This window comes from Desulfitobacterium sp. LBE, from assembly GCF_007830365.1.
GTDB classification, from domain to species: Bacteria; Bacillota; Desulfitobacteriia; order Desulfitobacteriales; family Desulfitobacteriaceae; genus Desulfitobacterium; species Desulfitobacterium hafniense.
Genome location: NZ_VLKD01000001.1, coordinates 3155027 through 3179895, shown reverse-complemented (window position 1 = coordinate 3179895; position 24869 = coordinate 3155027). Strand labels below are relative to the sequence as shown.

Here is a 24869-nt window from a genome sequence, read left to right as displayed (position 1 = left end):
ATGGCGGACCAAGGTGGTATGTCTTGAAGAAGAAAGGAGAGTGAAAGATAATGCGGATTTTGGTTATAAATCCTAATATTTCTGAAATCGTTACCAATCTTATAGCCCAGGAGTCAAGGCGTGTAGCTTCTCCGGGAACTGAATTGCTGTTCGCAACAGCACCTTTTGGCGTAGAGTATATTGAAACTCGTATGGAGGCTCTTATCGGTGGGTATGCTGCGGCCTGCGTTGCAGCTGAACGCCAGGGGGAATATGATGGGGTAATTATTGATGCCTTTGGCGATCCCGGACTCTTGGGCATTAAAGAAATGCTCAACGTTCCCGTGGTGGGGATGACGGAAGCGGCTTTGGCATCGGCCTGCCTTTTAGGTCAGCGCTTTTCCATCATTGCTATTTCTTCGCGGATTAAGGCATGGTATCTGGAAACTGTGGAACGAAGTCACCTGACTACTCGTCTTGCCAGTATACGGTCTTTGAATGATACATTGCGTAGTATCGGCACGGTACAGGAAGATCATGCCAAACGCTTAAAAGAGCTGGCGATGGAGGCGGTTGAGAAAGATGGTGCTGACGTGATCATACTGGCGGGAGCGCCTCTGGCAGGTCTTGCCCGCAGCCTTGAAGGTCAGTTGCCGGTGCCGGTAGTGGACGGAGTGTCCAGCGCAGTGCGTCATTGCGAATCGCTGATTGCGCTGAATCCCGGCTGTGCAATGCAAGGAAGCTTCGCTCGACCTCCCCTGAAACCCAATAAGGGATTGCCGGCAGCTCTGGCCGCACTATTGGATCGCACACGCTGATGTCAGTAAAGGATTCTGGCATACTTTTGCTGGAATCCTTTGCCGTGTCTGGGGAAGCACCGTATAGGCTAGTGGGCCGGCAGCGATATGAAAAAAGCCGAGATCATGGGAACTGGCCCGAAGCGCTAAGTGCTGGGGTAAACTGTTCGATGCAAAACAAGTCGTAAAATTGACTGGAATAGGTGGTGTTCAGGGCAGCCCTTGTCCACACTCCTCTTCCGCGTGCAGGGGGTATCCGATGGAACGGTACGTTCGTTTTAATAATGGTAATAAGATTTGCTTTGGATTAGTCAAAGGAGATAGAGTTGCGGAGCTGAGCGGTGAGGAGCCTGCTGATTTTAAAGAATCCGGAATAGAGCATGAGCTTTCCGCCCTTAAGCTATTGGCCCCTTGCCACCCTACGAAAGCAGTCTGTGTTGGGCTTAATTATAAAGACACAGTCCTCGAACCAGGGGCACAATGGCCTAAGGAACCTCTTTTATTTATCAAGCCATCGACAAGCGTTGCAAATCCTGGAGATGATATTATCAAATGGGCAATGGCGGAGGAGTTGGCTTTTGAAGCGGAGTTGGCCGTTGTCATAGGAAAAAGGGCGCACCTGGTGCCTGAAGAGGAGGCTCATGACTATATCTGGGGGTATACAATCGCTAATGATGTAACGGCAAAGGATCTGCAGAAGGCCGACATCCTATGGACCCGCTCAAAGTCCTTCGATACCTTTCTCCCTTTGGGGCCCTGGATCGTCAGTGGAATTAATGCCGATAATTTAATGATTACTTCTTCGGTAAACGGTCAGGAGAAGCAAAAAGGTACTACTGCCGATTTAATTTTCGGCATAGAGTACCTGGTAAGCTTTATTTCTCACATTACAACGTTGCTGCCGGGAGATATTATTTTGACAGGTACACCTGGCGGCTATGGTTCGTCCCTGGATGTTAATGATAAAGTTGAAATTGAAATATCAGAAATCGGCAAATTAGTGAACACTTGTAAAGTAAGCTCAGAGAGCTGGAGTCTTGCGCCACGCCATAAATAGCATGTATGGCAATATGTAGCGACCAGCCATGAGCTTAAGTCAAGGGTGTTCGTCGCTAGGTGCATGAAAAAGGCGAATTCCTGAAGAATTCGCCTTTTTCATTGGAACAGCCGGTTATTTCCCCGTGAATAATCTACCCCAGCCTTTAACGACACCGGGATCGACGCCGACCATTTTTAAGGTTTTCCAGATAGTGACTGCGGTACTATCGTAGACGGTAATGCCATAATCTCTTTCCAGTTGTTCAATCTGCCAGGTGGATCTTAAATTCGTGCAAATGATGCTGATCCCATCAGCGGGATCAACGCTGACTTCTTTACACATTCCATCAATTTGTTCCGGCGTGACTAAACTGAAGGAACGGTTGACGGTTTGATTCAAGCCGCGGGAATTAATAACTTGGTAACCGCATTTTTCCTCAAACTGTTTAGCGATGAGCTCATCGATGGCCGGGATATAGGGTGTAACCATGTGGAGAGTCTTGACCTTGTTTTCCTCGAAGGCTTCCAGCATAGCCAGCATGGAGGTGGTTGCCGGGATCCCCGTTGCTTCGGTAATTTTCTCACATACCATCCTGTCGAAATCGAAGCCCGTCCAACCACCTGAGGTTCCGTTCCAGGCAATGGCGTCCACATCGGCATGAGCGAGAAATTCTGAGGCACGCAGAAAAGGATCGAGATCAAACTGAGATAAGGCGTCTTTTTCCAAAGAAATCTTTGTCACCTCTAAACGTGAATAGTGCATCGTGACAAGATTCTCCAAACCGGAAACCATTTTTGAGCAGATAGGCTCCAGGGCTGTGTTGGAAGATGGGGTCAGCATCCCAATCTTCTTTTGTTCCGCAGGATCAAACATAGTTTTTTGCATGTGAGTATCCCTCCATTTATAACTAGCGGGTTGCAGTGCCGACATATAGATGGACCGACGTACGACAGTCGCTTGTCGACAATATTTGATATAATGTTTTCGCCGTTTCTTTTCGAAATCCTTTTTTGTTTTTGACGTTTCTGAATATTTTCTTTAAGCTTTTAGGTTATGCCTGGCTCTTATGGGTATATTTATACTTGTTGAGCCCTGCAGTATCCAGAATTCTTATTTCTCCTCGTCTAAGCCGGATAAGGCCTTTATGGGCAAATTCGTTAAGATAAGTCGTTACCTTGGAACGAGCTGTGCCAATAAAGTGGGCCAGCTCTTCATGGGTAATCATCAGGCAGTTATCGTTGTTTTTACTGGTGAAGATACCATAGTGTTTGAAATCCAGCAATAATCTTGCCAGCCGGTACTCGATTTTTTGCGTGGATAAATCTTCAGCCTGCAAGGTTGTCCATCTTAATTTAACTCCGATGGATTGAATAATCGATAAAGCAATGTCCGGATAGGTATAGATAAGCTCCTTCGTCTTATTCCCGGAAATGGCAACGATTTCAACATGGGTCAGAGCGGTTGCGGAAACCATGCGCGGGCCTTGGTCCAGGGTTTCTGTTTCCCCGAACAGTGCGGGGGCGACAAGGATGCCGAAGATTTTTTCACTTCCCTCGGAGAAAAAGCTGGAGACTTTAACTTTGCCTTTCTTTAGGCAAATAAGTCCGTTGCTGGGTTGATCCTTCTCGAAGACAAATTCTCCTTTTTGATAATGCCTTGGTATCCCGCTGCTTAAGAGAATATTCCATAGGTTTGTATCCGTTGGCTGAGAATAGATATTTGGAATGATGCAGCTCATGATCGTACCCCCAATCATTGCGTTACAATGATATTGTACAATAATAATAGGAAGCAGAAGGTTGATTTTCTGAAAAAATATAAAGGGAGGAGAGTTCCGGGATTTGCCCCGAAGCTATCCTCCTTTAGGCTTCTGGTTTTATAATGTGACGGCGTCGATTACTTTTTAGACCGGGCAGATTCAACCCAAATGCCGCGTTCGATTAATTGTCTGACATGCTGACGGTAAATTTCGTGGGTGTCTTTGTGTTTGAGGGGCGCGCGATCCAGGCAAAGATTCTTGGCAAAGAGGGGCTCTTCGTAGATGAGTTTGAATTGCTCTGTACGCAGGTCTTTCATCCAGTTGCCGAAGAGGGAGCGTTCGCGGTATTCTCTCAGGGATTCAACATCGATAATCGCTCCGGCATAGGAGCTGCCTGAACCATACTTATGGTTGGAAATTACCTCCCCATGGTGATTGACGATCATGGATTGGCCGCCAAAGGTGTCAACAGACAGCTCGGCTGCTTGGGAGGGATAATAGGTGGCGACATTAGGTGCTACCACATAGCAGGTATTATCCAAAGCCCGGGCTCTGTTTTGAAGTTCCCACCAGCCATTGGCTACAGCCGGTTCAGGAGCGCTGGATCGATAGATGATTTCCGCACCATTCATGGCAAGTCCCCGGGCCGGTTCGTGGTAATCTCCTTCCTGGCAGACCAGGAGGCCGATTCTGCCGATTTCCGTGTCGGCTACGGAGTAGAAAGAATCTAATTTATAGCCATAAAGCTCTATCCATTTATCCCATACATCATGAGGAACGGTGGAATGCTCCTGACAGAAAACCTGCATTTTGTAACTTTGCAGAATGACTTCGCCTTTCGGATCAATCAAAAAAGCTGAATTAAAGAAGCGGCCGGGAAACTCAGGGTGCTTTACTTTGGCTTGAGCTATCAGGTAGGCATTGTATTCCTTGGCCTTTTTGCCAAGGAGTTCAGTCTCTTCACCAGGAATATCAATAGCCATATGATCGACATAGTATTGGTGATCCCAATCGAATAATTCATCGGTAAATCCTTGCAGAGCACCCTCGGGAATAGTAATGAGCCTTACCGGCATTTCAATTCCGCTTAACCATACTGCGGCATCGATGACATCCGAGATATGGGCAATATTCCGTTTGATATCCTCCCTTTTTTCTGCACCGCGCATGGTAGGCTGGATGGCTAAGGCCATATATTGCTCAATCATTGATATTACCTCCTTGTACACTTCTTGGATTTAGATTAGCACAAGGGTTTTATCTATGTATGTTACAATAGTAACAGTTGTCTAAATTTTCTTTTTTCGTCCATTGCATGAGAGATCAAGTATCGGGGTTGACGACAGGGGACTATACATCCTTGGGCAAGATGCAACTCCCTCTTGCCCAACAGCTGTACCGTTTTATGAGTGAGCAGATGTACCGGCCCAAAACATCGTACAGTACCGATGGTATGCTTTTATTGTTCCGGCCAACTATATCCGCATCACCTTCGACAGCAAACTTATGGCAACAGAAGGATACTTGGAGTTGTATAGTGACGATGCCTTTATGTATCCTGTGATGCCACGAAGACCTAAATGCTCATCTATTGGTTGTCAAAGGCGATGCTCTTTCGTAAAGAATAGGCTGTGATGCCAAAAATAGTGAATGCGGCAGCCAGTCCCATGACCATGAGCAAGGGGATGATGTAAGAGCCGCCATTAAAATCCGCGATGTATCCGTATAGAGACTGACCGATAGCCGAAGCTGCGGCATAGAACATCATTACGATAGAGTAGACTTGAGTAAAATAGCGATCACCGAAGATTTTCCGGGTTAGGACCGGTGATTGAACTGTGGCCTGAGCGAAGCCAAAGCCATAGAGGAAAGCCCCGATCAGGAAAAAAGTGGCGTTATGGGTGCCGATAAATGTAATCATCGCCACGCCGGCCACTCCGGAGATTCCGGAGAATAGAATCCCGCCAACGACACTCTTATCATTGATCCACCCTAAGACCACCTTTCCTACCAAGGCACCGAACATGCTGGCAGAACCCACCGTAGAAGCAACTACTGCACCTTGGCCCAGTGAGGTAACGATAGAGGGATAATAGACATTGATGTCTGTGAAGAGAGCCACAGAAGCCAAGAAAAGCAGGAGAACATAAAAAGCGGAAGATTTAACCGCCACCGAGACCGGCACACCGGTGATCACTGGGGCGTACTTTCCTTCCGGGCCATTCCCTGAAGCTTCAGCAGAGCTTTTTTCACCATAAGGCAATAATCCCATGTCCCGGGGGTCATTACGGATGAGCAGGGCTACCAGCGGAAAAACAACCACCCCAATAAAGAGGCCAAAGGCTAAGTAAGCGGAGCGCCAGCCCAGAGTGGCAATGATATAGCCGCCAATAGGATTAAAGATAATGGCCCCAATCCCGGTGAAAGCCATGCATAAGCCGGTGAAAAAGCCAGTCCGGGCTTTAAACCACCGGGTGATCATGGTCGGTGTGGCAATATATAGAAAAAACGCCTGTGAGACGCCAAGAAAAACTGCCCCGATATAGAAATGAAAAACACTGGTATAGGTAGACATGGCTCCCACAGCAACAGCATTGATTAAAACAAAAACAGATAAAAGCTTCCGTGCGTTAAACTTAACCAGTAACTGACCGGCTGCAGGAAGAAAAAGCATGGCCGAAAAAGAAACAATCGTTAAGTATAGAGCCAGAGAACCTCTGGGGACCCCAAGCTCTTGCAGAATGGGTACGAAAAATATTCCGGCTGTATTCCAAGTGATGGAGCAGGTCAGGCTCATGGCACAGCAGGCAACAACGATTAGGAAGGCGTGATGGAGACGATTAGATGCTGCATTCATAGTGAACACCTCTAAAAATTCAAGATTTTTGTAAAATTTTATAAGATTTTTGTTGGATATTAAAATAATAATAAATCATTTGCATAATGGTTATAAATTAGTTAATATGGTCACATATAACAAGCCAAACTAACCAGGCTGTTTTTTTACACCTCCCTTGCGGATGGATTAATAGAATTAACTGGGCATGAACCTCCTTCAAAAGTAATCTTGCTTGTAATCAATTATCTGTTACCTCTCGATATAGGATGCAACATCCATGCCAATTTATATTGTGCTATTTTTATCAAGACTTGTCCGGCTTTGGTTTTATGGATTCACAGTATCTGTATCAAAATGTGCCATAGTGTGCGAACGATATTAATCACTTGCAACACAAATGACACAGAGAGCAAAGAGAGGATGTGAATATTGATGTTAAAGAATTATGATGAAACAGAAGTCATGACAAACAGGGTTACCTTTTTAGCAGAAGGGAAATGCCCCTCCACAGGGGTAAGGGAGGAAGTGCTCGCTTCATGGGAGAAATGCAGAGAGCGCCGGCTTGATGCCAAGACAACGGTGATCAAAACCCTGCCGACTATTTCCGAAGGTGAAAAGCTTCCCAATCCGATTATGTCTTTTTTGAGAGACGATATTCTGCCTGATATCACTAAATTGCTTTATCAGTTGCTCCAGGAGTGTCAGGGGGCCTTGTTTTGGGTGTACCAAAGAAACGCTATTGTTTTTTCCCAAAGGGGAAACCAGGATTTCCTCAGGCAGTTGAACCAGCATAATATTGGCATTGGCACCTGTCTCTCAGAAGAGTATATAGGAACCACTGCTTTTTCATTGGTGGATAAACCCCATGAAGAATCCTGGGTCATTGGGCATGAACATTATTTGGATTTGCTTACTCCCTATGCCACTTATACCTATTATCAGGAAGATTTTTACGGTCACTCCTATGCCTTTATCATCGTACCCAAGGAAGCATTTACCGATGGGCTGCTTTCATATTTCCGGCTCTTTAACAAGGCCCGGGAAAGCACCATCAGGTGCTATAGGAACAGCCTGGAATCGGATTTGAAAAGTGAATTGTTTAATCAGTTATCTGAGGCAAGAAATGAAGCGGTTATTTTCATTGACTCCTTTGGCAAGATTGTGGATGCCAATCAGAAGTTCTCCAAATGGGTCAATGTGGAGAAAGCTGAATTGAAGGATAAAGAATTGACCGAGGTATTGCCCGAGATGCAAAGAATCCTCTCCTGTCTGGAAACGGGTAAAACTATCACTTCGGAGGAAATTCAATTATCCAAGCTGCCCCCCCATATGCAGTTTGTGCAAATGGATGTAAAGCCTATCGAAAGCGATAAAAAAATTACCGGCTTGATCATTATCTTAATGGACAATAAAACCTTTCGCCAAAGAATGAGTAAAATCTCCAACCAGGCTTACTATACCTTTGATCAGATCATCGGAGAGTCTGGGGCGTTGCAAGAAGCAAAACAAAGGGCTATGAATGCGGCCTGCAGCAGCAGTAATGTCATTCTTTCCGGAGAAAGCGGAACCGGTAAAGAGTTATTTGCCCAGGCCATCCACAAGGCCAGCCCCAGACGGGAGGGTCCCTTCGTTTCTATTAATTGTGCGGCTATCCCTACAGAGTTAATTGCCAGTGAGCTGTTTGGCTATGTGGAAGGTGCTTTTACAGGAGCCAGAAAAGGCGGTTCCATGGGTAAGTTTGAGTATGCCAATACAGGGACCATATTTTTGGATGAGATTGGGGAAATGCCCCTCCATATCCAGACAATTTTACTGAGGGTACTGGAAGAACGGAGGGTCAACCGGATCGGCAGCAATATTGCAACACCTGTGGATGTCAGGCTAATCTGCGCCACCAACAGAAATCTCCATAAGATGGTGAAGGATGGTTCCTTCCGCTTGGATTTATATTATAGAATCAATGTACTCCATATTCATCTGCCGCCTCTGCGAGAACGCATTACGGACATTCCGATTATTGTTGATTATTATCTGGATTACTTTAATAGATTCTTAGATAAAAAGGTCAGAGAAGTGGCTCCTGAGACCATGGCTTTTTTAATTAATCATTCCTGGGAAGGGAATTTACGGGAATTAAGAAATACTATTGAGTGCGGCATCAACAACGCTATGGGCAAAACTCTGGAGCTTGAGCATTTACCCAGGTACTTTTTTGAGAAAGAAGAAAAGATGTTTGATGATCGGGAAGGCTCCTTGGGCCATGAAAGCGTCTATGAGTTTGAGGAAAAGAAGAAGATGCTGGCTTTGATGATAAAATTCAATGGCAACAAATCAGCAGTGGCAGAAGAGATAGGAATATCCAGAAGTACCTTATATAGAAAACTGAAGAGCTATAACCTGCTCTAAGCCTGGCAAAGCTCAGGTAATCGGCGTGATTGAAATAAAGCATCCCAGGAGCCCCGCAGGGTCTGGGATGCTTTTAACGTCAGGAAAGGATCGATTAACAAGTGGGATCTTGCTTGAGAATATTCTTGGCATAGAAATCCTTGATCTGCTCTGAGCTATAGCCAAGCTCTTCAAGAACATCTTCATTGTCTTTTCCGTAACTGGGCGCTGCCCGCCACACTTTGCCAGGATTGTTTTTCAAGCGGGGAGCGATGGCCGGGGCAATGAATTTGCCCCCTTCAAAGGCATCGTATTCCTGGAATACGCCCCGGGCTTTATAATGAGGATGATCATACATCGTTTGGTAAGTTATGATGGCACTGGAGACGATGCCATGGGCGTTAAGCTCTTTTTCAGCTTCCATAACGGTCCTCACGGCACAAAACTCTTCAAGTCGCTGGTGCAGCAGCTCAGCCCCGGGGGTTCCTTTGAAGACAGCGTATTTATCCGATGGGAAATCCGGTGAGCCGAATTCAAGGCCCAGGAGGGGCAATCCTTTTTGCAGAGTAAGGGTACTGAGGAAGAAGGTATAGACATAGCCGTCTTGGCATTTATAGGGTTGACATCCGGCAAAAGTAGGACTGGAAGCACCGGAACGTTTCCGTTCAATCTTGTAGTTGATCCAGTCGCTGGGGAACCCGGCTTGGATCATCAGCAAGGCTTCAAATTGTGCGCAGTCAATGCTTTCACCTACGCCGGTCTTTTGGGCGTTAATATAGGCAGCCAGAGTTGCCCAAGAACCAGTCAGGCCGGCAACATAATCCCCCATATAGGCCGGCGCCGGAGCGGGAAGCCCATCGGGTTCGCCGTTCATATTCATAAAACCGCTGAAAGCTTGGCCGATGGAATCATAGGACCCTCTGCTGAGATATTCGGGTTCACCGGTTTGACCGTATCCGGAGATATGAGTAATGACAAGCTTTGGATTAACTTTCCAAAGCTCTTCGTCACCCAAACCTCTTTTATCCCAGGTACCGGCCTTGGAGTTTTCAATAAAAATATCGGCGTCTTTGAGTAAGCTTAAGAAGATCTCTTTTCCTTCAGGTTTGACCACATCCAGGACGATGGCTCTGTGATTACGGCGATCCTTGTTCAGATAGGACAGTGAATCGGTGGTTCTGAATTGGTCTTTTACGATAGGACTTTCGACAAAAATTACATCTGCACCAAAGTCGGCCATCATAGCAGCGGCAAAAGGGCCGGCAACAGACAATCCGCAGCTGATGACCTTGACTCCGGATAAGGGTCCAAACTTTGGAATTTCTGAACTTTTCATGACATAACCTCCATTAAAATAATTATTGATCATGGTCTGAACTGAACGCTTGCACAGGGTTCTCACAGCGTTTGGCTATGCAGAACACAGACCGATCTGCTCTATATATAAGCAATTACCATGCCAAAGTCCCAGCGGTTAAGGACTTTGGCTTTTTGCCGTGTTTATCCAGTCATTCCAGATCAATCCCTTTTCTGGCCTGCCTAAAACTGTACGATTTTGTTTCACAACGGAGAATAGCTACAATAAGCGGCTTAAACGCCCTGAAGAGCTTGCTCCTCATCAGCTGCCAGAGGCAGCGAGGGAGGGAAGCATCATCCTTGCTTTCAGGCAGAAGTAAGGGGGAGCAGGTCAGAAGACAACCGGGCCGGGGGGTGGCGTTTGTTTGTGATCTATTATACATGACACAGAACGATACAATTCTTGACACTTCCCTCACAACCATATAGGTAAGGGCCAATTAGGGGCGGTTTTAATACTTGGCATAAAAGTTGCATTTGTTAAGGGGTGTGGTAAGAGAGCAAAGCAAAGGAAAGGAGAGGTGGGAAAAGCATCCATAGTAAAGGGGCACCAGGCAAATATTTCAGAAGCATTTCAGAAGCAAGATAAGAGAGGTGATCACAATACCAATAAGTGAAAAAGATCGTTAACCCCAAAAGACGTTCGATTTTAATTTTGAAGGGAGAATAACAATGAGTACAGCCACCCCCAATAAATCCGGTGGATTCCACTATGCCTTCGTGATCGCCATAGCTTGTTGCGGAATTTTGGGAACAGTCGCAGCTTTGACCTTTAATGCAGCAGGTGTATTTTATGGTCCGGTTAGTAGTGCCCTGGGTGTGGGCAAAGGAACCTTCGCTCTTTATATGTCTATCTTATTGGCCGTTTGTACCATAACCCTTACCTTTGCCGGTTCTTGGTATTCCAAATACAGTGCCCGTAAAATTCTGATGGCTATTGTGGTGATTAATGCGGCAGCCTTCCTCCTCATGTCCCAGGCAACCTCAGTCTACACCTTCTACATTGCCGGTGGGATGATGGGTTTCTGCCAGGCCTTCGTTCTTTATCTTTTGGCGCCGACCATGATTCCCCGTTGGTTTAAAAAGAGCGCCGGTACCTTTATTGGCATCGCTTCTGCTTTTACCGGTGTAGGCGCTATCATCTTCAACCCGATTGCCGGACAGACTATTACCAATTCCGGCTGGCAGCAAGGCTATTTGATTTATGCCATCACCACCCTGGTCATCGGTCTGCCCTGCGCCTTCTTAATCCGCAACTACCCAAGCGATATGGGTTTGAAGCCCTACGGGGATACAGGGGAAACCGTTGCTGCCACAACAGCTGGCCTGACGGGGGTATCCAGGGCGTTTGTTATTAAAACCGTAGTCTTTTATGTAGCTCTTTTGTTCGCTTTCTGCAATGCTTTTGTTACCAATATAAATTTCTATATTCCCGTATATTCCACTTCTCTGGGGCTTGCTCTGACCGTAGGTGCTACGGCCGCTTCTGCCAGCATGTTTGGTAATATGATCGGCAAATTCATTCTTGGTGCCGTTGCCGATAAAAATGTACGGGGAGCATTATTTATCGGTCAGGTGGGCTCGATCGCCGGGATCCTGATTCTTTACTTCCTGGGACCTGTCAACCCTTTGTTTATTATGGGAGGGGCTTTCCTCTATGCCTGGGCCAACGCCGTCAATAGCGTCGTGATCCCCATGGTGATTAAGGAAGCGTTTGGCAGCAGAGATTACGGAAAAATCATCAGTAATATATCCATGGCCCTGTCCTTCAGCTCCACTATCGGTTCTTCAGCATGGGGGTTCATCGTCGATGCCACCAACAGCTATGCTTATGTCTTTATCACTTCCGCTGTGCTCATGGCCGTCTCCTTAGCCGCCGGCAACTATGTCATGAACGGAGGCAAGAAGCTTCCTCATTTGACTGCAGAGCAAGCGGCAAAGGCTAATCAGTAATCATTAAGAGAGGAGGATTAATCTTGCTGTCAGGAATAAAAATCATCGATTTCACTCGTTACTTTCCCGGACCGGTTGCAACTTTGCGCTTAGCGGAACGGGGAGCAGAGGTTATCAAGATCGAGGATAGGGCGGGAGACCCGGCCAGAACCATGTTCGACACCATTAATGGAGAAGAGGGATGTGTTTTCCGCTCCCAAAGCCGTGGGAAGAAGAGCGTTGTTCTTGACCTGAAACAGAAAGAAGACTACCAAAAGGTTGCCGAATTAATAGCTGATGCGGATGTTGTGATTGAAAGCTTCCGCCCCGGCGTGGCGAAAAGACTGGGAATCGATTATGAAACTATGCTCAGGATCAATCCTTCTCTCGTCTATTTATCTTTATCAGGCTTTGGTCAGAATACCTCTATTTCATCACTGGGAGGCCATGACTTAAACTATATGGCTTACAGCGGTGTGCTGGCCCAGCTGACAGATGAAGAGGGCAGACCGATCAAGCCCAAGCTGGCTTTAGCCGACCTGCTTGGCGGCGTAGTGTCCAGTGAAGAAATACTGGCTGGTCTGGTGCAGCGGGAAAGAACAGGCAAGGGCGTGTATCTGGATGTTTCGATCACAGAATCAATGATGGCCTTATTAGGCATTCATGTATCTCACTACTCCGTTACCGGAGAAGAACACGGGATCAATGATCACGGTATTGCCTACTCTATCTATGAGACCAAAGACGGACGCTATATGACTCTGGGTGCCCTGGAAGAGAAATTCTGGAAGAACTTCTGCCAGGGAGTGGACAGAATGGAGCTGCTCCCTTGGCAAGGAACCGCACCCGAAGCCGGTAATCCCTATTATCAGGAAATGGTAAAGGTCTTTAAGAGCAAAACCTTCAAAGAATGGGCGGAGTTCTCTCGGCAAGTGGACTGCTGCCTGGCTCCTGTCCTGGCAGTCAGTGAACTTAAGGAACAGCAATTCGTCAAAGAAAGAAACTTTATTGAGCATAAATGGGGGATGGACTATGTGGCTACCCACTACAGGCAAGGGAAATCTTTCTTGGACTTTGCCGCACCTTACCCCAAATTGGGAGAACACAGCTAAGATAATCCGATCATCAAGGAGCCATTTATAGTGAGAGTAACCTTAAGGTTAATTTTGCTGAATGATAGTCATGTGAAACAAAAGGAGAGAGTGAAATGGATTTTAGAATGAGTGAAGAACAAGAGCTCTTGCTGGAGAGCCTGTGTGAATTGATCGCCAGAGAAGTTACGGAAGCCGATGTGAAAACCTGGTATGAAAACCATGCCGTATCCGAGAAATTCAATAAAGCCTTCATCGAAGCAGGCTTTGGTTTTCTGGGCATTCCCGAAGAACATGGGGGCACACCGGCCGATGTCACCACCCTCATGCTGGTGTCAGAAGAAGTGGTTCATCAAACCTGCGCGACGATTCCCCTCTTGTCTAATATCTTGAATATGTATGACGTGGTCGAGTTCGGGACTCCGGAGCAAATCAAACTGACCATGGATATTACCAAAGAAACCGGCAGCCCGGCTTTCCTGCTGGCTATTTCTGAACCTCAGGCAGGATCGGACAATATGAGAATGACGACTACCGCCGTTCATAAAGATGGAAAAGTGATTCTCAATGGCAGCAAAACCTGGATTACCCATGGAGGAGTGGCACCTTACGCCCTGGTATTTGCCAAAGAAGACAATTCCGACTTAACCAATAAGGCGATCTCCATGTATCTTGTCCCCAGCGATACCCCTGGCATTAAATTCGCACCCCTGCATAAAATTGGCCAGACAACCACTGTCTTCGCTGAAATGTATCTGGATAATGTAGTTTGCGATGAAAGCTGCTTAGTGGGCAAAAAAGGGGAAGGGTTTATGCAGCTGATGAAAAACCTTGAAGTAGAACGGCTGTTGATTTCCTCCTTCTCTTTAGGTTTAGCCCAAGCCGCTATGGATGATGCCGCCGCCTATGCCGGGCAAAGAATGCAGTTTGGCAAAACCATCGGCAGCTTCCAGCTGATTCAACAAAAATTGACGGACATGGAAATCAAAATAAAAAACATGCGCAATATGCTCTATGAAGCGGCCTGGAAAGCCGACAACGGTATTTCAATTAAGCTGGACTCCGCTTTAGCCAAGCGTTATATTTGCATGACGGCAACGGAAGTATGCTATGAAGCAATGCAAATCTTCGGGGGACTGGGCTATACCACGGAAACCCGGGTTTCCAGAGCTTGGCAGGATGCCAGAGGCTGGGAATTCGCAGGCGGTACCAATGAAATTATGGTTCACATTGCCGGCAGAGAAATCGTCAAGAAATACGCGAAATAATCTCCCGAAGGCCATAACGAGAATAGACATTGAGGTGTAAATATGAACATTATTGCATGCTTTAAAGTGGTGCCTGAAGAACAGGATATCACCATAAAACCCAACCGGGAGATATCTTTTGAAAAGGCTCCCCTGGCGATCAGCGCTTACGACTTGAATTGTATTGAAGCCGGTATCCAGCTGGCAGAAGCCCATGGTGCCAGCCTGATCGGCGTCAGTGTAGGTGCAGCCAAGATCGATGATTCCAAATTAAAGAAGAATGTTCTGTCCCGGGGGCCGGAAAGCATCTTCATGATCGCCGATGATCAATTGGACAATCTGGATACCTATCAGACCGCCAATGCCTTAAAAGGGCTGATCGCAAAAATTGGGGACTATGGTCTGATCCTTTGTGGTGAAGGCTCCGCCGATCTCTACGCCCAGCAAGTGGGTCCCCAACTGGGACAGCTTCTCAACCTGCCCACCATCAATAGCGTCAGCAAGCTTACCTTAGAAGGTGATAAAGCCATCGTCGAACGCACGTTGGAAAACGAAGTTGAAAACCTGGAAATTGCCTTACCGGCAGTCGTGTCTGTAACCTCAGATATCAACCTGCCGAGGATTCCCAGCATGAAGCAGATTCTGGCCGCCGGCAAAAAGCAGGCCACCATCTGGAAAGCAGGGGATGCAGGTGTCGGGGCTGTCAAGGGGACCATTGAAGTCATCGAGACCAAGGCACCGGAACAAACCGATCGCAAGCAGGATATTGTCCAAGGGGATTCCGATGAAAGTATTAAAGAGTTCGTTGCTAAAATACGGGAAATATTGAAGTAGGGGCAGGTGGAAAAAGAAATGAAAGTATTTGTATTGGCAGAGAGCCGCAAGGCCCGCTTGGAACTGACTGCAGGTGCCCGTCCCTATGGGGAACAGGTGGAAGTCATCGTCATCGGTAACGATAAGGATAGTGCAGTCGCAGACAAAATCTGGTCCATTCCAGCACAAGAAGGGGCTATGTTCGAGGACTATACGGAGACGGTTGCCGCCCTTTTGCATCAAGAACAGCCCCAATTGCTGCTGGTTGAGCCTACCAAAAGATGCAAGCTCATGGCGGGCAGACTTGCCGCCATGGCAGGCACCAGTGTCATGACGGATTTGATCGACCTTACGGAAGACGGCGTAGGCAAGCATCTGGTATATGGGGGGGCAGCCATACGCAAAGAAAAAGCCGCTACCAGTCTGGCCATTGTCATGGTGGGACCCGGAGTGTTGTCAGGAGCCGATGAAGGCGGAAAAGGAGAGCAGGAAGTCTTCCCCTTTGTTCAACCGAGCCATAGAATCCAAGTGGTGAGCAGGGCGAAAAAGGAAAAATCCAGCGTGGATCTGGCCAGTGCGAAACGGGTCATCGGAGTAGGACGAGGAATTGCCAAAGAAGAGGATCTGGGCATGATCAGGGAGCTGGCAGCCGTTATCCATTCCGAAGTAGGGTGCTCCCGTCCCATTGCCGAAGCGGAAAAGTGGTTGCCTAAGGAAACCTATATCGGTGTATCCGGCTTAATGCTTGCCCCTGAGGTCTATGTAGCCGTCGGTATCTCCGGGCAGGTCCAGCATACGGTAGGTATGAACAGATCCAAGGTCGTGATAGCCATCAATAAGGATAAGAATGCAGCAATTTTTGCCCAGGCTGACTATGGGATTGTCGGAGATTTATACAAGGTCGTCCCAGCTTTGATCGAGCAGTTAAAGTAAAGAAAAGCTGCCTGGGACGAGGGGGAAATATAAGATATTTCCCCTTCGTTCCTACACCAGAGGAGGAGTTATAGAAATGTCTGATGATCGATTTGATGCCATTGTGGTCGGTGGCGGGATAGCCGGTACTGTGACCGCATATCTGCTGGCCAAGGAAGGTCTGGAAGTCATGCTGGTCGAGCGGGGGAATTACTCCGGCAGCAAGAATGTAACCGGCGGACGCATTTACAGCCATAGCCTGGAAAAGATCATGCCCAACTTTGCCCAGGAAGCGCCGGTAGAACGTAAAATTACCCGTGAAAAAATCAGCCTGATGACAGAAGAAAGCAATGTCACCCTTGATTTCAGTTCCACCAAACTGGGAGAACAAGGCCGTGATTCCTATTCCGTCTTAAGAGGCGTTTTTGACCAGTGGCTGGCCACTAAAGCGGAAGAGGCGGGGGTTCAGATCATCCCCGGTATCCGTGTCGATGATTTGATCCTTAGAGAAGGAAAGGTCTGCGGAATCATTGCCGGTGAGGATGAACTGGAAGCCAATGTGACGATTTTAGCCGATGGGGTAAACTCTCTGCTGGCTCAGAAATTAGGTTTCCGAGATGAGCTGCAGCCTAACCAGGTTGCCGTAGGGGCCAAAGAAATCATTGAATTACCGGCACAGACCATTGAAGACCGCTTCAACTGCAAAAAAGGGGAGGGAACCTCTTGGCTGTTTGCCGGGACCCCTTCGGCAGGGAAAGTTGGCGGGGGATTCATTTATACTAACAAAGAAAGCATTTCACTAGGGGTGGTCAGTACTTTAAGCGAGTTGATCAAAGCCAACAAAACCCTTCCGCAAATGCTGGAGGATTTTAAAGCCCATCCCTCCATCGAACCGTTAATCAAAGGCGGCAAGATGGTGGAGTATTCCGGCCACCTGGTTCCCGAAGGGGGACTGACCATGGTGCCCAAGATCATTGGCCATGGTGTCCTTGTTGTGGGAGATGCGGCCGGATTCTGTATTAACTTAGGCTACGCTGTGCGGGGGATGGACTTTGCGGTGGGTTCTGCGGAATGTGCGGCCAAAGCAGTGCTGAAAGCCAAAGAAGCCCAGGATTTCAGTGAGAGTTCTCTTCAGTGCTATCAGCTTTTCTTGGATGAAAGCTTCGTCATGAAGGATCTGAAACAATACAGGAATTTTCCTCATTTCCTTGAGGAAACCCCCAGGATTTTTGATGGCTATCCCAGGCTGGCGGCAGATATCATGAAAGACCTATTTGTGGTGACCGACAATCCACCCCAACCCCTTATGAAAATGATGATGAAAAATATCAGGGAAATCGGACTGCTGAACATTGCCAAGGACTGCTGGAAAGGAGTGCGTTCCCTATGATCATCAAGAATAACGTCAACGTCGATCACAAACTGGGCATCAATAAATTTCATGTGGATGAAGAAAATGCCCATATCGTTTTAAAAGAAGACAACCTGGACATGAAGGAATATCAGAAACTGGTGATCGCCTGCCCGGCAGGGTTATATAAGATCGACGAAAAAGGAAATCCCCAATTTGACTATGCGGGATGCTTAGAATGCGGAACTTGTCGGGTGTTGTGCGGCAAGACCATTATAGAAAAATGGGAGCTTCCCCAGGGAACGCTGGGGATAGAATTCAGATTCGGGTAATCCCTTGGCGAAGGAGATAAGGACAATGGATATGAGGCAAACCTTCGAGGGTCTGTTGGATTACTGGGGCGGGAAAACACCGGACAAAGAGGCAGTCTATGATGGACTGAGGCGCATGAGCTATGGGGAGCTGAAAAGAGAGGCCGGACAGCTGGCAAAGGCTCTAGCTTGTTTAAACATTCAGGCAGGGGATAAGGTACTGGCCATTCTGCCTAACTGGCATGAATTTATTGTTCTATTTTTTGCATTGGCCAAAATGGAGGCGGTCCTGGTTCCCTGCGGAGTTTCTTTAACAGCAAAGGAAATCAGTCAACGCTGTCAAATGATTCAGCCTAAACTGGCATTTGTTTCCGGCCATGATCAACTGAGGTGGCTGGAAGCAGAGGCTGGATGCTGTAAAATAATTGCGGTGCGTTTTGAAGATAAAAAAGCAATGGGGTATTCGGAATTATTGGCCTTAGGGGAAAAAAACCGAGAGCAAAAGCTCCCGGGAAAAAGGCAAGACGAGGTTATGTGCACCATTATCTTTACTTCCGGGACAACAGGTGCTCCCAAAGGTGTGGAACTAACCGACAGGAGTATCATGCAAACGGCCATAAGCATCGGCATACGTTTAGAGAGTTCCCATAGGGATGTATTCCTGGTACCCCTCCCCTGCACACACTTGTTTGGCATTGTGACAGGAATGGTGGTGCCCTTGTATGTTGGCGCCAAAATCGTGATCATGGAAAGGTTTAGGGCCAAGGAAGCCCTGAAGCTCATTGAACAGGAACAGATCACCGTCCACCATGGCGTGCCCACCATGTTTATTCGGGAGCTGGAAGACTATAAAGGACATGAAGTCAACCTCCAGTCCTTGAGAACAGGCGTTGCAGCAGGTGCAATCTGCAGCGAAGAGGTGCTGAAGAAAATCACGGACATATTTAAGTTTAACCTTATGGTTGCCTATGGACTTACCGAATTTGTAGGGGTTTCAATGACAACCTTAAGTGATACTATAGAAGATAGATTGAAGACGGTGGGGAAGCCTTATGAGGGGATACAGGTGAGGGCCGTTCACGAGAGCGGGAGGACGGCAGAACCGGGAGAAGTGGGGGAACTTTGCTGCAAAGGATATGGCGCAATGAAGGGATATTATCAGCTGCCTGCTCAAACCCGGAAAGTATTGGATGCGGAGGGCTGGCTGCACACCGGAGACCTGGCCAGGATAGATGAACGCGGCTATATCACAATCGTGGGCAGAAAGAAGGAGGTTATCATCCGCGGAGGATATAATATCTATCCCCGGGAGATAGAAGAAGTCTATTATAACCATCCTGAGGTCATGGAAGCATGTGTCATAGGCCTCCCCCATCAGGATTTGGGAGAACAAACGGTTGCTTTTATCCAATTAAAAAGCCACTCCCAACAGACAGCCGCCCTTTTGCGCGAATATGCCAAAGGGAAGATAGCCAAGTACAAGGTGCCGGATCGGGTCCTTCTAGTAGAGCAGCTGCCTAAACTCAGCAACGGAAAGATCGACAAGAGAGAATTGGGGAAGATGGCAGTTTCCCTATAGCCTCCCTGAGGAGAGGTAAGGAGGTCAGGAATGAAAATATTGGGGATAAACGGCAGCCACCGTAAGGGAAAAAACACGGCAGCACTGCTTAAGTTAGTGCTGGAGGAAACGGAGAGACTGGGCTGCTCTACAGAACTGCTGGAGTTAGCTGATTTGGATATAAAGCTCTGCATCGCCTGCAACGTCTGCCTCAAGCAATCCCGCTGTTCCGTTGCCGGTGATGATATGGCTATGGTGGAGCATAAGCTATTAGAAGCAGATGGCATTTTGCTTGGCTCACCGGTTTATTGGAGCAATGTTACTGCTTTAATGAAAAACTTTATGGACCGCAGCCGCTATTTGCATATAACGAGAAATTTACTGGCCGGAAAGGCAGGAGCCGCAGTGACAAACGCCGGTCTACTTCATGGCGGGCAAGAAGCCACGTTAAAGATCATGGAAGGTTTTTTGCAGGCTCATGGGCTGCATATCGTGGATGCCCGCAATCCTAATACCGGGATTTTTACCATTGGTGTGGTGGGAGCTATGATGTCGGGATTCAAGGAAGATAAGGCGGTCTGGCGGCGCAGTGGGGCAGATGATGAATTAGTCCAGGCAACATCCAGACAGCTGGGAAGAAATATGGTGGCATTGATCCAACAGCTGAGTGGCGCATCTAAAATGACGTAGTCTAAGACATGCTTATTGCTTGGATATAGAGTAAGAATACCCGTCATGGTTCACAAGGCCCTGACGGGTATTCTTATAGAAGCTCTTTTAGCTTGCATGCCAGGATAAAAAACCTTTTTAGCAAGCGATCAAACCTGCGTTCTTTTTGCCTAGCTTGTTGATCAGGAACAAGGCAGATGGGCCACTGACTGCTCTCTGCATCAAAGAAAACAAAGGAAACAGAAGCATCGGGCCATTGGTGCAATTAAGAAATCTTCGAGGCCCAATTCTATGATTGTCGCCGCCACGATTGAGTATACTCAATAAATTGGTAATTGCCTCTATGATGGTAGAAAGTGAGGTTGAGACGTATGACGTCTTTTTATGAATATACCAGTGGTTCTCTTGGACATAAGCTTAATAAGTCTGCCCGCCTGATTACTCATAAGTTGGTAAGAAACTTTCGCGAGAGTGATATTAAGATCAATGCGGAACAATGGAAGATCCTTCTTTATCTTTACCAAGAAGATGGGCAGACTCAGACCAGCTTAGCCGAGTCCACTGGGAAAGATGAGCCCAGTGTTTCCCGAATTGTTAACACGATGGAAAAGTTTAATCTGGTGTTCCGCACCCGACACCCCAGCGACCGTCGTACCAACTTGATCTTCCTAACGGAAAACGGCAGAGATATGAGAGAGACGCTCATGTCCATGGGTAAAAAAACAAACAGAGAAGTTACCGAGGGCATTGCCCTTCAAGAAATAGAAACTTGTATCCGCGTGCTTGATAAAGTCATCGAAAATCTTTCCTGAACCTAACGTTTTATCGAATACTGTCAGGGCAGGATTTTTAGAAAATCAATGACTTCCTTTACTAACTTCTACTAACTTCCATGTATATTGGGAGTATAATTAGGATGACGTATAGTTAACGTTTGTCGATTTGCATTAAAGAACAACTAAATTTAAATTAAAAAAAGAAAAGGTTAAACGCCCTATGATTTTAGAAACGGCAAGATTGATTTTAAGGGAAATGACCCAGGAGGATTTCCCGGCGCTTTGCAAGATTCTTCAGGATGATGAAGTGATGTATGCTTATGAGGGAGCCTTCAGCCTGATTGAGGCTCAAGTATGGTTGGACAGGCAGATCGAGCGTTGCCGTAAAGACGGGTTTGGTCTCTGGGCAGTTGTTTTGAAGGAAAGCGGAGAAATGGTCGGCCAGTGCGGCTTGACGATGCAGGGGTATAAGGGTGGTCAAGTTCTGGAAGTGGGTTATCTGTTCCAGAAGGAGAGCTGGCACTACGGCTATGCCACTGAGGCGGCTATCGCCTGTAAAAAATACGCTTTTAACGAACTTAAGGCCCAGGAAGTTTATTCAATCATCCGTGACAGCAATACTCCTTCCCAAAATGTGGCCAAACGGAATGGCATGACCTGCATCGATGAGATGGTTAAGCACTACCGGGGCGTGGATATGCCCCACTTGGTTTATTGCGTTAAGGCTCAACAGCAAAGCAACTGAGCTGTTGTGATGAAGAAGGGCGGTGAACTATGAAGCTTAATTTAGCGGTATTTGCTTATCATTTAGCTGATTATGCCCCAAGGCTTTATGATTCAGAGGTTCACGGGTTAGGGATCGGGGATGTACGATTTATAGACAGGCAGGAAACATTTCTGTCTGAGTCTGTGTACATTGGTGCGTGGGATAAGTTGCAAGCGCTGATAAGGCCTCCTTCCTATGTTGTATGTATCGGCAGGGATGAAACCACAGACCGGTGGCTGGAGAAGCATGGGGTGAAGGCCCTGATTCTGGACTCCGAAGTTGAATTGAATGAGGTCTTTGAAAGGCTTCAGGATATTTTCCAGCATTACAACCGTTTGGAATCTGAATTGCTGGAGGCCGTTTTATGCAAAGAGCCCTTGAATGTTTTGCTGAATATCTGTGCAAAATTCTTTGCTAATCCGACCTTTATCACCGATGCCGCGCTATGTTTAGTCGCAACCTGCGATAATTTTGCCCACCCGGAGACAGATCGGGCCTGGCAAGAGACTATAGAATCGGGACGATCAAGTTCAGAACTGCTCTTGCTTATGAAGCGAAAAAAGCTGACCAACCTCCTCAATACCTCCCGAAAAGCGGAATTTGTCAATGTAGGCGAAAACTATTCCAAGATCATCTGCGCCAACTATTTTGATCAGGAAGTGAGGATTGCCACCTTTACCGTCAGCGAGGCGTACACACCCCTGAGTCCCCTGCAGGCAGGTCTTGTCGACCATGTGGCAAAGCTGCTGACCGCAGAGGTCAGGAAACAGCACAAGGCATCCTCCCGTTACCTGTTTGCGATTCGCAGCAATATCAGCAATCTGCTCCATGGCCAAAAAATTGATGGGGCTATCCTGAAAACTAATTTTGCCCACATCGGCTGGACCGACCAAGAGGATTACCGGCTTCTGAAAATCCCCTTGACTGCCGCGGAACTGGCGGACGGCACCGCCGGTCATAACAGAAAAATCTATGAAAGCATTTTCCCCCACTATGTCTCTCTGGATCTGAATGAGGTGCTGATCCTGGTTATCCGCTGCGCCAGGGATACGGAAGCAGACAAACGTCGTTTTGCTGAACTGAAAAAACATCTTAAAAATGAAAACGCCGCTTGCGGCGTCAGCAAAACCTTTCATGATTTTGACATGCTGGGTGAGGAATACAAGCTTGCCAATGCAGCCCTGGAAATCGGCAGTTGGAAATATCCTAAGGAAGCTCTTTACTTCTATGAGGATATGATGCTGGAACATCTCTTCAGTGAAGGCAGCCGTATTTTTAATCTACGCTCCTTATGCCACGATTCGGTGCTGCGGATCGCCGAGCATGATCAGCAGAATAACAGCAGCTTGCTGCAAACCCTGAAGGTTTACCTGCTGCAGGAAAAAAGCCTGCTTGCGGCTTCTCAGGAGCTGCATATCCATCGCAATACGCTGGTTTACCGTCTAGGCAAAATTGAGCAGATCAGCGGCCTGGATTTAAATTCGCCGCTGATCCGCCTGCAGGGGATCTTATCCTGTCTGATCCTGGAATATCTGAATGGATTGGAAGAGAAAGCTCCTGACTGATGGGGGATTGTACCGGGAGGACAAATTGCAATCCTTGTTTTAGTACCGCCGGCACATTGTTTGGAGCCTTGTTGCTATCTATAGTTAGAGATAAGCAGAAAACGCTAAAAAACAATGAAGTGTGAAAAAGGGGGTACTTAACATGAGTTCAGACAACCAAAGAGCACAATTTCAAGTGGTTACCGGCAATGAGAGCCCCGCCATTTATCATCAGTTCAGCCCGGCCCTGGAAACAGCGACCTTGCTGTTCCAGATGGCGCCCGGCCTTCTTGTACCTTACGAATTTGGAGGCGTCGAATATGAAATCGATGGTTACAGAAAGAGTGCCTGGATTGGCACAACACTGATGATCAGTCCGATTTACGACGTGGTTGGACCGGATGCGGTTAAGTTCTTAAACTCGATCTGTGTGAATGACTTTACCAATTTGACCACTAAAGGATTAAGGCATGCGGTCATCTGCAATGATCAAGGCCAGGTTTTAACGGATGGGGTTGTGATTCGGATTGGTGAAGACAGATACCGTACCTATTGGCTGAATCCCCCGATTGATTATTTTCTGAAAACCAGTGGGATGAATGTGGCCGGTGAAGATCTGAGCGGCACTGAATACTTCATCCAGATTGCCGGTGAAAGATCTTTGGAAATTCTGGAGGATGCTTTTGCAGCGGATCTCCATGATATCAAGTTTGCCACCCACCGCAAGGCGAGCATGGACGGAAAAGAAGTGGAAATTATCCGTCTCGGCATGTCGGGAAACCTTGCCTATGAAATCCATGGCCCCATGGCTGAGTTCGACGAAGTATACCGTAAAGTCTGGAACAGCGGTCAGAAGTTTGGCGCCCGGAAGTTAGGAATGCATGCCTATAACCTGTTTAATCATACGGAAGCCGGGTTCCCCAATATCCATCTTCATTATCCTCTTCCCTGGTTTGAATCAGGGGAGGATATGGCCAAGTATATGCTGGCCAATCCTCAATATTCTATGTATAATCTCAATCGCAAGTTGGTAGGAAGCGTGGGTGAGGAACTGCAAGCCCGTTTTGTGACTCCTTATGATGTGGGCTGGGGGTTCCTGGTCAAATTCAACCATGAGTTCAGAGGCCGTAAAGCCCTGGAGGAGATTGCCAAGAACCCTCCCCGTACTGCTGTAACCCTGGAATGGAATGGTGATGACGTAGGCGCGGTATTTGCAACCCAGTTCAAGCCCGGCGAAGAAGCCTGCGAAAGCATAGGGGCTGAATCGGAAGGGGTGTTCACAAGCAATACTTTCAGAGGCGAGATGGCTTATCGTGCCGACCGTGTTCTCTACAACGGTAAAGATATCGGCATCAGCTCCGGCCGAATCGTTTCTTATCACTACAACAGCATGATTTCTCTGGGTTTCATTGATCCGGCCTATGCCAAAGGGGGTACAGAACTGACTCTGATTTGGGGTACTCCAGGGACCCGGCAGATGAATATCCGCGTCAAGGTCGCCAGATTCCCCTATAATGGAGATTTCGTCAGAAACGAGAATAAGGATGTGGAGGAAATCCCTCGTCATAAATAGATTACGGCAAATTATTTGAACCCGGTTCCGAATGGGACCGGGTTTTTGCGTCATCAGACAGTCGTACCGCCTCGTTTGGTTCAGCTTAAGGACTGGAAAAATTTTCGTGAGCAATCCAGGTGTAGGGAAACCAGAGTTGGAAAAAATACCATAGAGCTATGAAGTGGTGAAT

The 24869-nt window shown here is 47.3% G+C and carries 21 protein-coding genes; 16 read left to right on the top strand and 5 right to left on the bottom strand.

Going from position 1 to position 24869, the window contains the following annotated elements; genetic code table 11:
- Nucleotides 1-50 precede the first annotated feature (50 nt).
- Nucleotides 51-797, top strand: coding sequence for an aspartate/glutamate racemase family protein (locus DESLBE_RS15085; protein WP_015942668.1), 747 nt, complete (start codon nucleotides 51-53; stop codon nucleotides 795-797).
- Nucleotides 798-1035: 238 nt separating this feature from the next.
- Nucleotides 1036-1833 (top strand): fumarylacetoacetate hydrolase family protein, encoded by a 798-nt coding sequence (locus DESLBE_RS15080; protein WP_015942669.1) that lies wholly within the window; start codon nucleotides 1036-1038, stop codon nucleotides 1831-1833.
- A gap of 114 nt (nucleotides 1834-1947) precedes the next feature.
- On the opposite strand, the gene DESLBE_RS15075 is transcribed toward DESLBE_RS15080, so the two are convergent.
- From DESLBE_RS15075 to DESLBE_RS15055, 4 genes are all read right to left on the bottom strand, one after another.
- The gene (locus DESLBE_RS15075; RefSeq protein WP_015942670.1) at nucleotides 1948-2700 is read right to left on the bottom strand and encodes an aspartate/glutamate racemase family protein; all 753 of its coding nucleotides are present in this window, start codon (nucleotides 2698-2700) and stop codon (nucleotides 1948-1950) included.
- A gap of 166 nt (nucleotides 2701-2866) precedes the next feature.
- Nucleotides 2867-3553 carry a Crp/Fnr family transcriptional regulator gene (locus DESLBE_RS15070; RefSeq protein ID WP_015942671.1) on the bottom strand — a complete coding sequence of 229 codons (687 nt, stop codon included), beginning with the start codon at nucleotides 3551-3553 and terminating at the stop codon, nucleotides 2867-2869.
- Between the two features lie 158 nt (nucleotides 3554-3711).
- Nucleotides 3712-4782, bottom strand: coding sequence for a nitrilase-related carbon-nitrogen hydrolase (locus DESLBE_RS15065; protein ID WP_015942672.1), 1071 nt, complete (start codon nucleotides 4780-4782; stop codon nucleotides 3712-3714).
- A 380-nt stretch (nucleotides 4783-5162) separates the two neighbouring features.
- Nucleotides 5163-6431 (bottom strand): MFS transporter, encoded by a 1269-nt coding sequence (locus DESLBE_RS15055; protein ID WP_015942673.1) that lies wholly within the window; start codon nucleotides 6429-6431, stop codon nucleotides 5163-5165.
- A 414-nt stretch (nucleotides 6432-6845) separates the two neighbouring features.
- Between DESLBE_RS15055 and DESLBE_RS15050 the strand changes: the two genes are divergently transcribed.
- Nucleotides 6846-8819 (top strand): sigma 54-interacting transcriptional regulator, encoded by a 1974-nt coding sequence (locus DESLBE_RS15050; RefSeq protein WP_015942674.1) that lies wholly within the window; start codon nucleotides 6846-6848, stop codon nucleotides 8817-8819.
- A gap of 94 nt (nucleotides 8820-8913) precedes the next feature.
- Here the strand turns inward: DESLBE_RS15050 and DESLBE_RS15045 are convergent, their stop codons facing one another.
- Complete coding sequence (locus DESLBE_RS15045; protein WP_015942675.1) at nucleotides 8914-10134, bottom strand: CoA transferase; 1221 nt, start codon at nucleotides 10132-10134, stop codon at nucleotides 8914-8916.
- Nucleotides 10135-10826: 692 nt separating this feature from the next.
- Between DESLBE_RS15045 and DESLBE_RS15040 the strand changes: the two genes are divergently transcribed.
- The 13 genes from DESLBE_RS15040 (at nucleotide 10827) to DESLBE_RS14980 (ending at nucleotide 24697) form a co-directional block, all read left to right on the top strand.
- Nucleotides 10827-12107: an MFS transporter gene (locus DESLBE_RS15040; RefSeq protein WP_015942676.1), complete on the top strand. Its 1281-nt coding sequence runs from the start codon at nucleotides 10827-10829 to the stop codon at nucleotides 12105-12107.
- A 23-nt stretch (nucleotides 12108-12130) separates the two neighbouring features.
- On the top strand, nucleotides 12131-13198 hold the full coding sequence (locus DESLBE_RS15035; RefSeq protein WP_015942677.1) for a CoA transferase: 1068 nt from the start codon (nucleotides 12131-12133) through the stop codon (nucleotides 13196-13198).
- 95 nt (nucleotides 13199-13293) lie between these two features.
- Nucleotides 13294-14445 (top strand): acyl-CoA dehydrogenase, encoded by a 1152-nt coding sequence (locus DESLBE_RS15030; protein WP_015942678.1) that lies wholly within the window; start codon nucleotides 13294-13296, stop codon nucleotides 14443-14445.
- Between the two features lie 42 nt (nucleotides 14446-14487).
- Nucleotides 14488-15258: an electron transfer flavoprotein gene (locus DESLBE_RS15025; RefSeq protein WP_015942679.1), complete on the top strand. Its 771-nt coding sequence runs from the start codon at nucleotides 14488-14490 to the stop codon at nucleotides 15256-15258.
- A gap of 18 nt (nucleotides 15259-15276) precedes the next feature.
- Complete coding sequence (locus DESLBE_RS15020; protein ID WP_015942680.1) at nucleotides 15277-16170, top strand: FAD-binding protein; 894 nt, start codon at nucleotides 15277-15279, stop codon at nucleotides 16168-16170.
- Between the two features lie 76 nt (nucleotides 16171-16246).
- Nucleotides 16247-17539, top strand: coding sequence for an FAD-dependent oxidoreductase (locus DESLBE_RS15015; RefSeq protein WP_015942681.1), 1293 nt, complete (start codon nucleotides 16247-16249; stop codon nucleotides 17537-17539).
- Nucleotides 17536-17832 (top strand): 4Fe-4S dicluster domain-containing protein, encoded by a 297-nt coding sequence (locus DESLBE_RS15010; protein ID WP_015942682.1) that lies wholly within the window; start codon nucleotides 17536-17538, stop codon nucleotides 17830-17832. Before DESLBE_RS15015 ends, DESLBE_RS15010 begins: the two co-directional genes overlap by 4 nt.
- 25 nt (nucleotides 17833-17857) lie before the next feature.
- Complete coding sequence (locus tag DESLBE_RS15005) at nucleotides 17858-19390, top strand: class I adenylate-forming enzyme family protein (protein WP_015942683.1); 1533 nt, start codon at nucleotides 17858-17860, stop codon at nucleotides 19388-19390.
- Nucleotides 19391-19420: 30 nt separating this feature from the next.
- Nucleotides 19421-20059 (top strand): flavodoxin family protein, encoded by a 639-nt coding sequence (locus DESLBE_RS15000; protein ID WP_015942684.1) that lies wholly within the window; start codon nucleotides 19421-19423, stop codon nucleotides 20057-20059.
- Between the two features lie 350 nt (nucleotides 20060-20409).
- Nucleotides 20410-20850 (top strand): MarR family winged helix-turn-helix transcriptional regulator, encoded by a 441-nt coding sequence (locus tag DESLBE_RS14995; protein WP_015942685.1) that lies wholly within the window; start codon nucleotides 20410-20412, stop codon nucleotides 20848-20850.
- A 184-nt stretch (nucleotides 20851-21034) separates the two neighbouring features.
- A complete protein-coding gene (locus DESLBE_RS14990) occupies nucleotides 21035-21559 on the top strand; it encodes a GNAT family N-acetyltransferase (protein WP_015942686.1) in 525 nt (174 codons plus the stop codon).
- A 29-nt stretch (nucleotides 21560-21588) separates the two neighbouring features.
- Nucleotides 21589-23145 carry a helix-turn-helix domain-containing protein gene (locus DESLBE_RS14985; protein WP_015942687.1) on the top strand — a complete coding sequence of 519 codons (1557 nt, stop codon included), beginning with the start codon at nucleotides 21589-21591 and terminating at the stop codon, nucleotides 23143-23145.
- Between the two features lie 142 nt (nucleotides 23146-23287).
- Nucleotides 23288-24697, top strand: a complete 1410-nt coding sequence (locus DESLBE_RS14980) for an aminomethyltransferase family protein (RefSeq protein ID WP_015942688.1) — start codon at nucleotides 23288-23290, stop codon at nucleotides 24695-24697.
- Nucleotides 24698-24869 lie beyond the last annotated feature (172 nt).

Bases quoted from the DNA above. Each gene is read 5' to 3' on its own strand.
- DESLBE_RS15075 (WP_015942670.1), bottom strand. From the start codon at position 2,700: ATGCAAAAAACTATGTTTGATCCTGCGGAACAAAAGAAGATTGGGATG.
- DESLBE_RS14985 (WP_015942687.1), top strand. From the start codon at position 21,589: ATGAAGCTTAATTTAGCGGTATTTGCTTATCATTTAGCTGATTATGCC.
- DESLBE_RS15040 (WP_015942676.1), top strand. From the start codon at position 10,827: ATGAGTACAGCCACCCCCAATAAATCCGGTGGATTCCACTATGCCTTC.
- DESLBE_RS15010 (WP_015942682.1), top strand. From the start codon at position 17,536: ATGATCATCAAGAATAACGTCAACGTCGATCACAAACTGGGCATCAAT.
- DESLBE_RS15020 (WP_015942680.1), top strand. From the start codon at position 15,277: ATGAAAGTATTTGTATTGGCAGAGAGCCGCAAGGCCCGCTTGGAACTG.
- DESLBE_RS15055 (WP_015942673.1), bottom strand. From the start codon at position 6,431: ATGAATGCAGCATCTAATCGTCTCCATCACGCCTTCCTAATCGTTGTT.
- DESLBE_RS15080 (WP_015942669.1), top strand. From the start codon at position 1,036: ATGGAACGGTACGTTCGTTTTAATAATGGTAATAAGATTTGCTTTGGA.
- DESLBE_RS15050 (WP_015942674.1), top strand. From the start codon at position 6,846: ATGTTAAAGAATTATGATGAAACAGAAGTCATGACAAACAGGGTTACC.
- DESLBE_RS14990 (WP_015942686.1), top strand. From the start codon at position 21,035: ATGATTTTAGAAACGGCAAGATTGATTTTAAGGGAAATGACCCAGGAG.
- DESLBE_RS14995 (WP_015942685.1), top strand. From the start codon at position 20,410: ATGACGTCTTTTTATGAATATACCAGTGGTTCTCTTGGACATAAGCTT.
- DESLBE_RS15070 (WP_015942671.1), bottom strand. From the start codon at position 3,553: ATGAGCTGCATCATTCCAAATATCTATTCTCAGCCAACGGATACAAAC.
- DESLBE_RS15030 (WP_015942678.1), top strand. From the start codon at position 13,294: ATGGATTTTAGAATGAGTGAAGAACAAGAGCTCTTGCTGGAGAGCCTG.
- DESLBE_RS15015 (WP_015942681.1), top strand. From the start codon at position 16,247: ATGTCTGATGATCGATTTGATGCCATTGTGGTCGGTGGCGGGATAGCC.
- DESLBE_RS15025 (WP_015942679.1), top strand. From the start codon at position 14,488: ATGAACATTATTGCATGCTTTAAAGTGGTGCCTGAAGAACAGGATATC.
- DESLBE_RS15065 (WP_015942672.1), bottom strand. From the start codon at position 4,782: ATGATTGAGCAATATATGGCCTTAGCCATCCAGCCTACCATGCGCGGT.
- DESLBE_RS15085 (WP_015942668.1), top strand. From the start codon at position 51: ATGCGGATTTTGGTTATAAATCCTAATATTTCTGAAATCGTTACCAAT.
- DESLBE_RS14980 (WP_015942688.1), top strand. From the start codon at position 23,288: ATGAGTTCAGACAACCAAAGAGCACAATTTCAAGTGGTTACCGGCAAT.
- DESLBE_RS15000 (WP_015942684.1), top strand. From the start codon at position 19,421: ATGAAAATATTGGGGATAAACGGCAGCCACCGTAAGGGAAAAAACACG.
- DESLBE_RS15005 (WP_015942683.1), top strand. From the start codon at position 17,858: ATGGATATGAGGCAAACCTTCGAGGGTCTGTTGGATTACTGGGGCGGG.
- DESLBE_RS15045 (WP_015942675.1), bottom strand. From the start codon at position 10,134: ATGAAAAGTTCAGAAATTCCAAAGTTTGGACCCTTATCCGGAGTCAAG.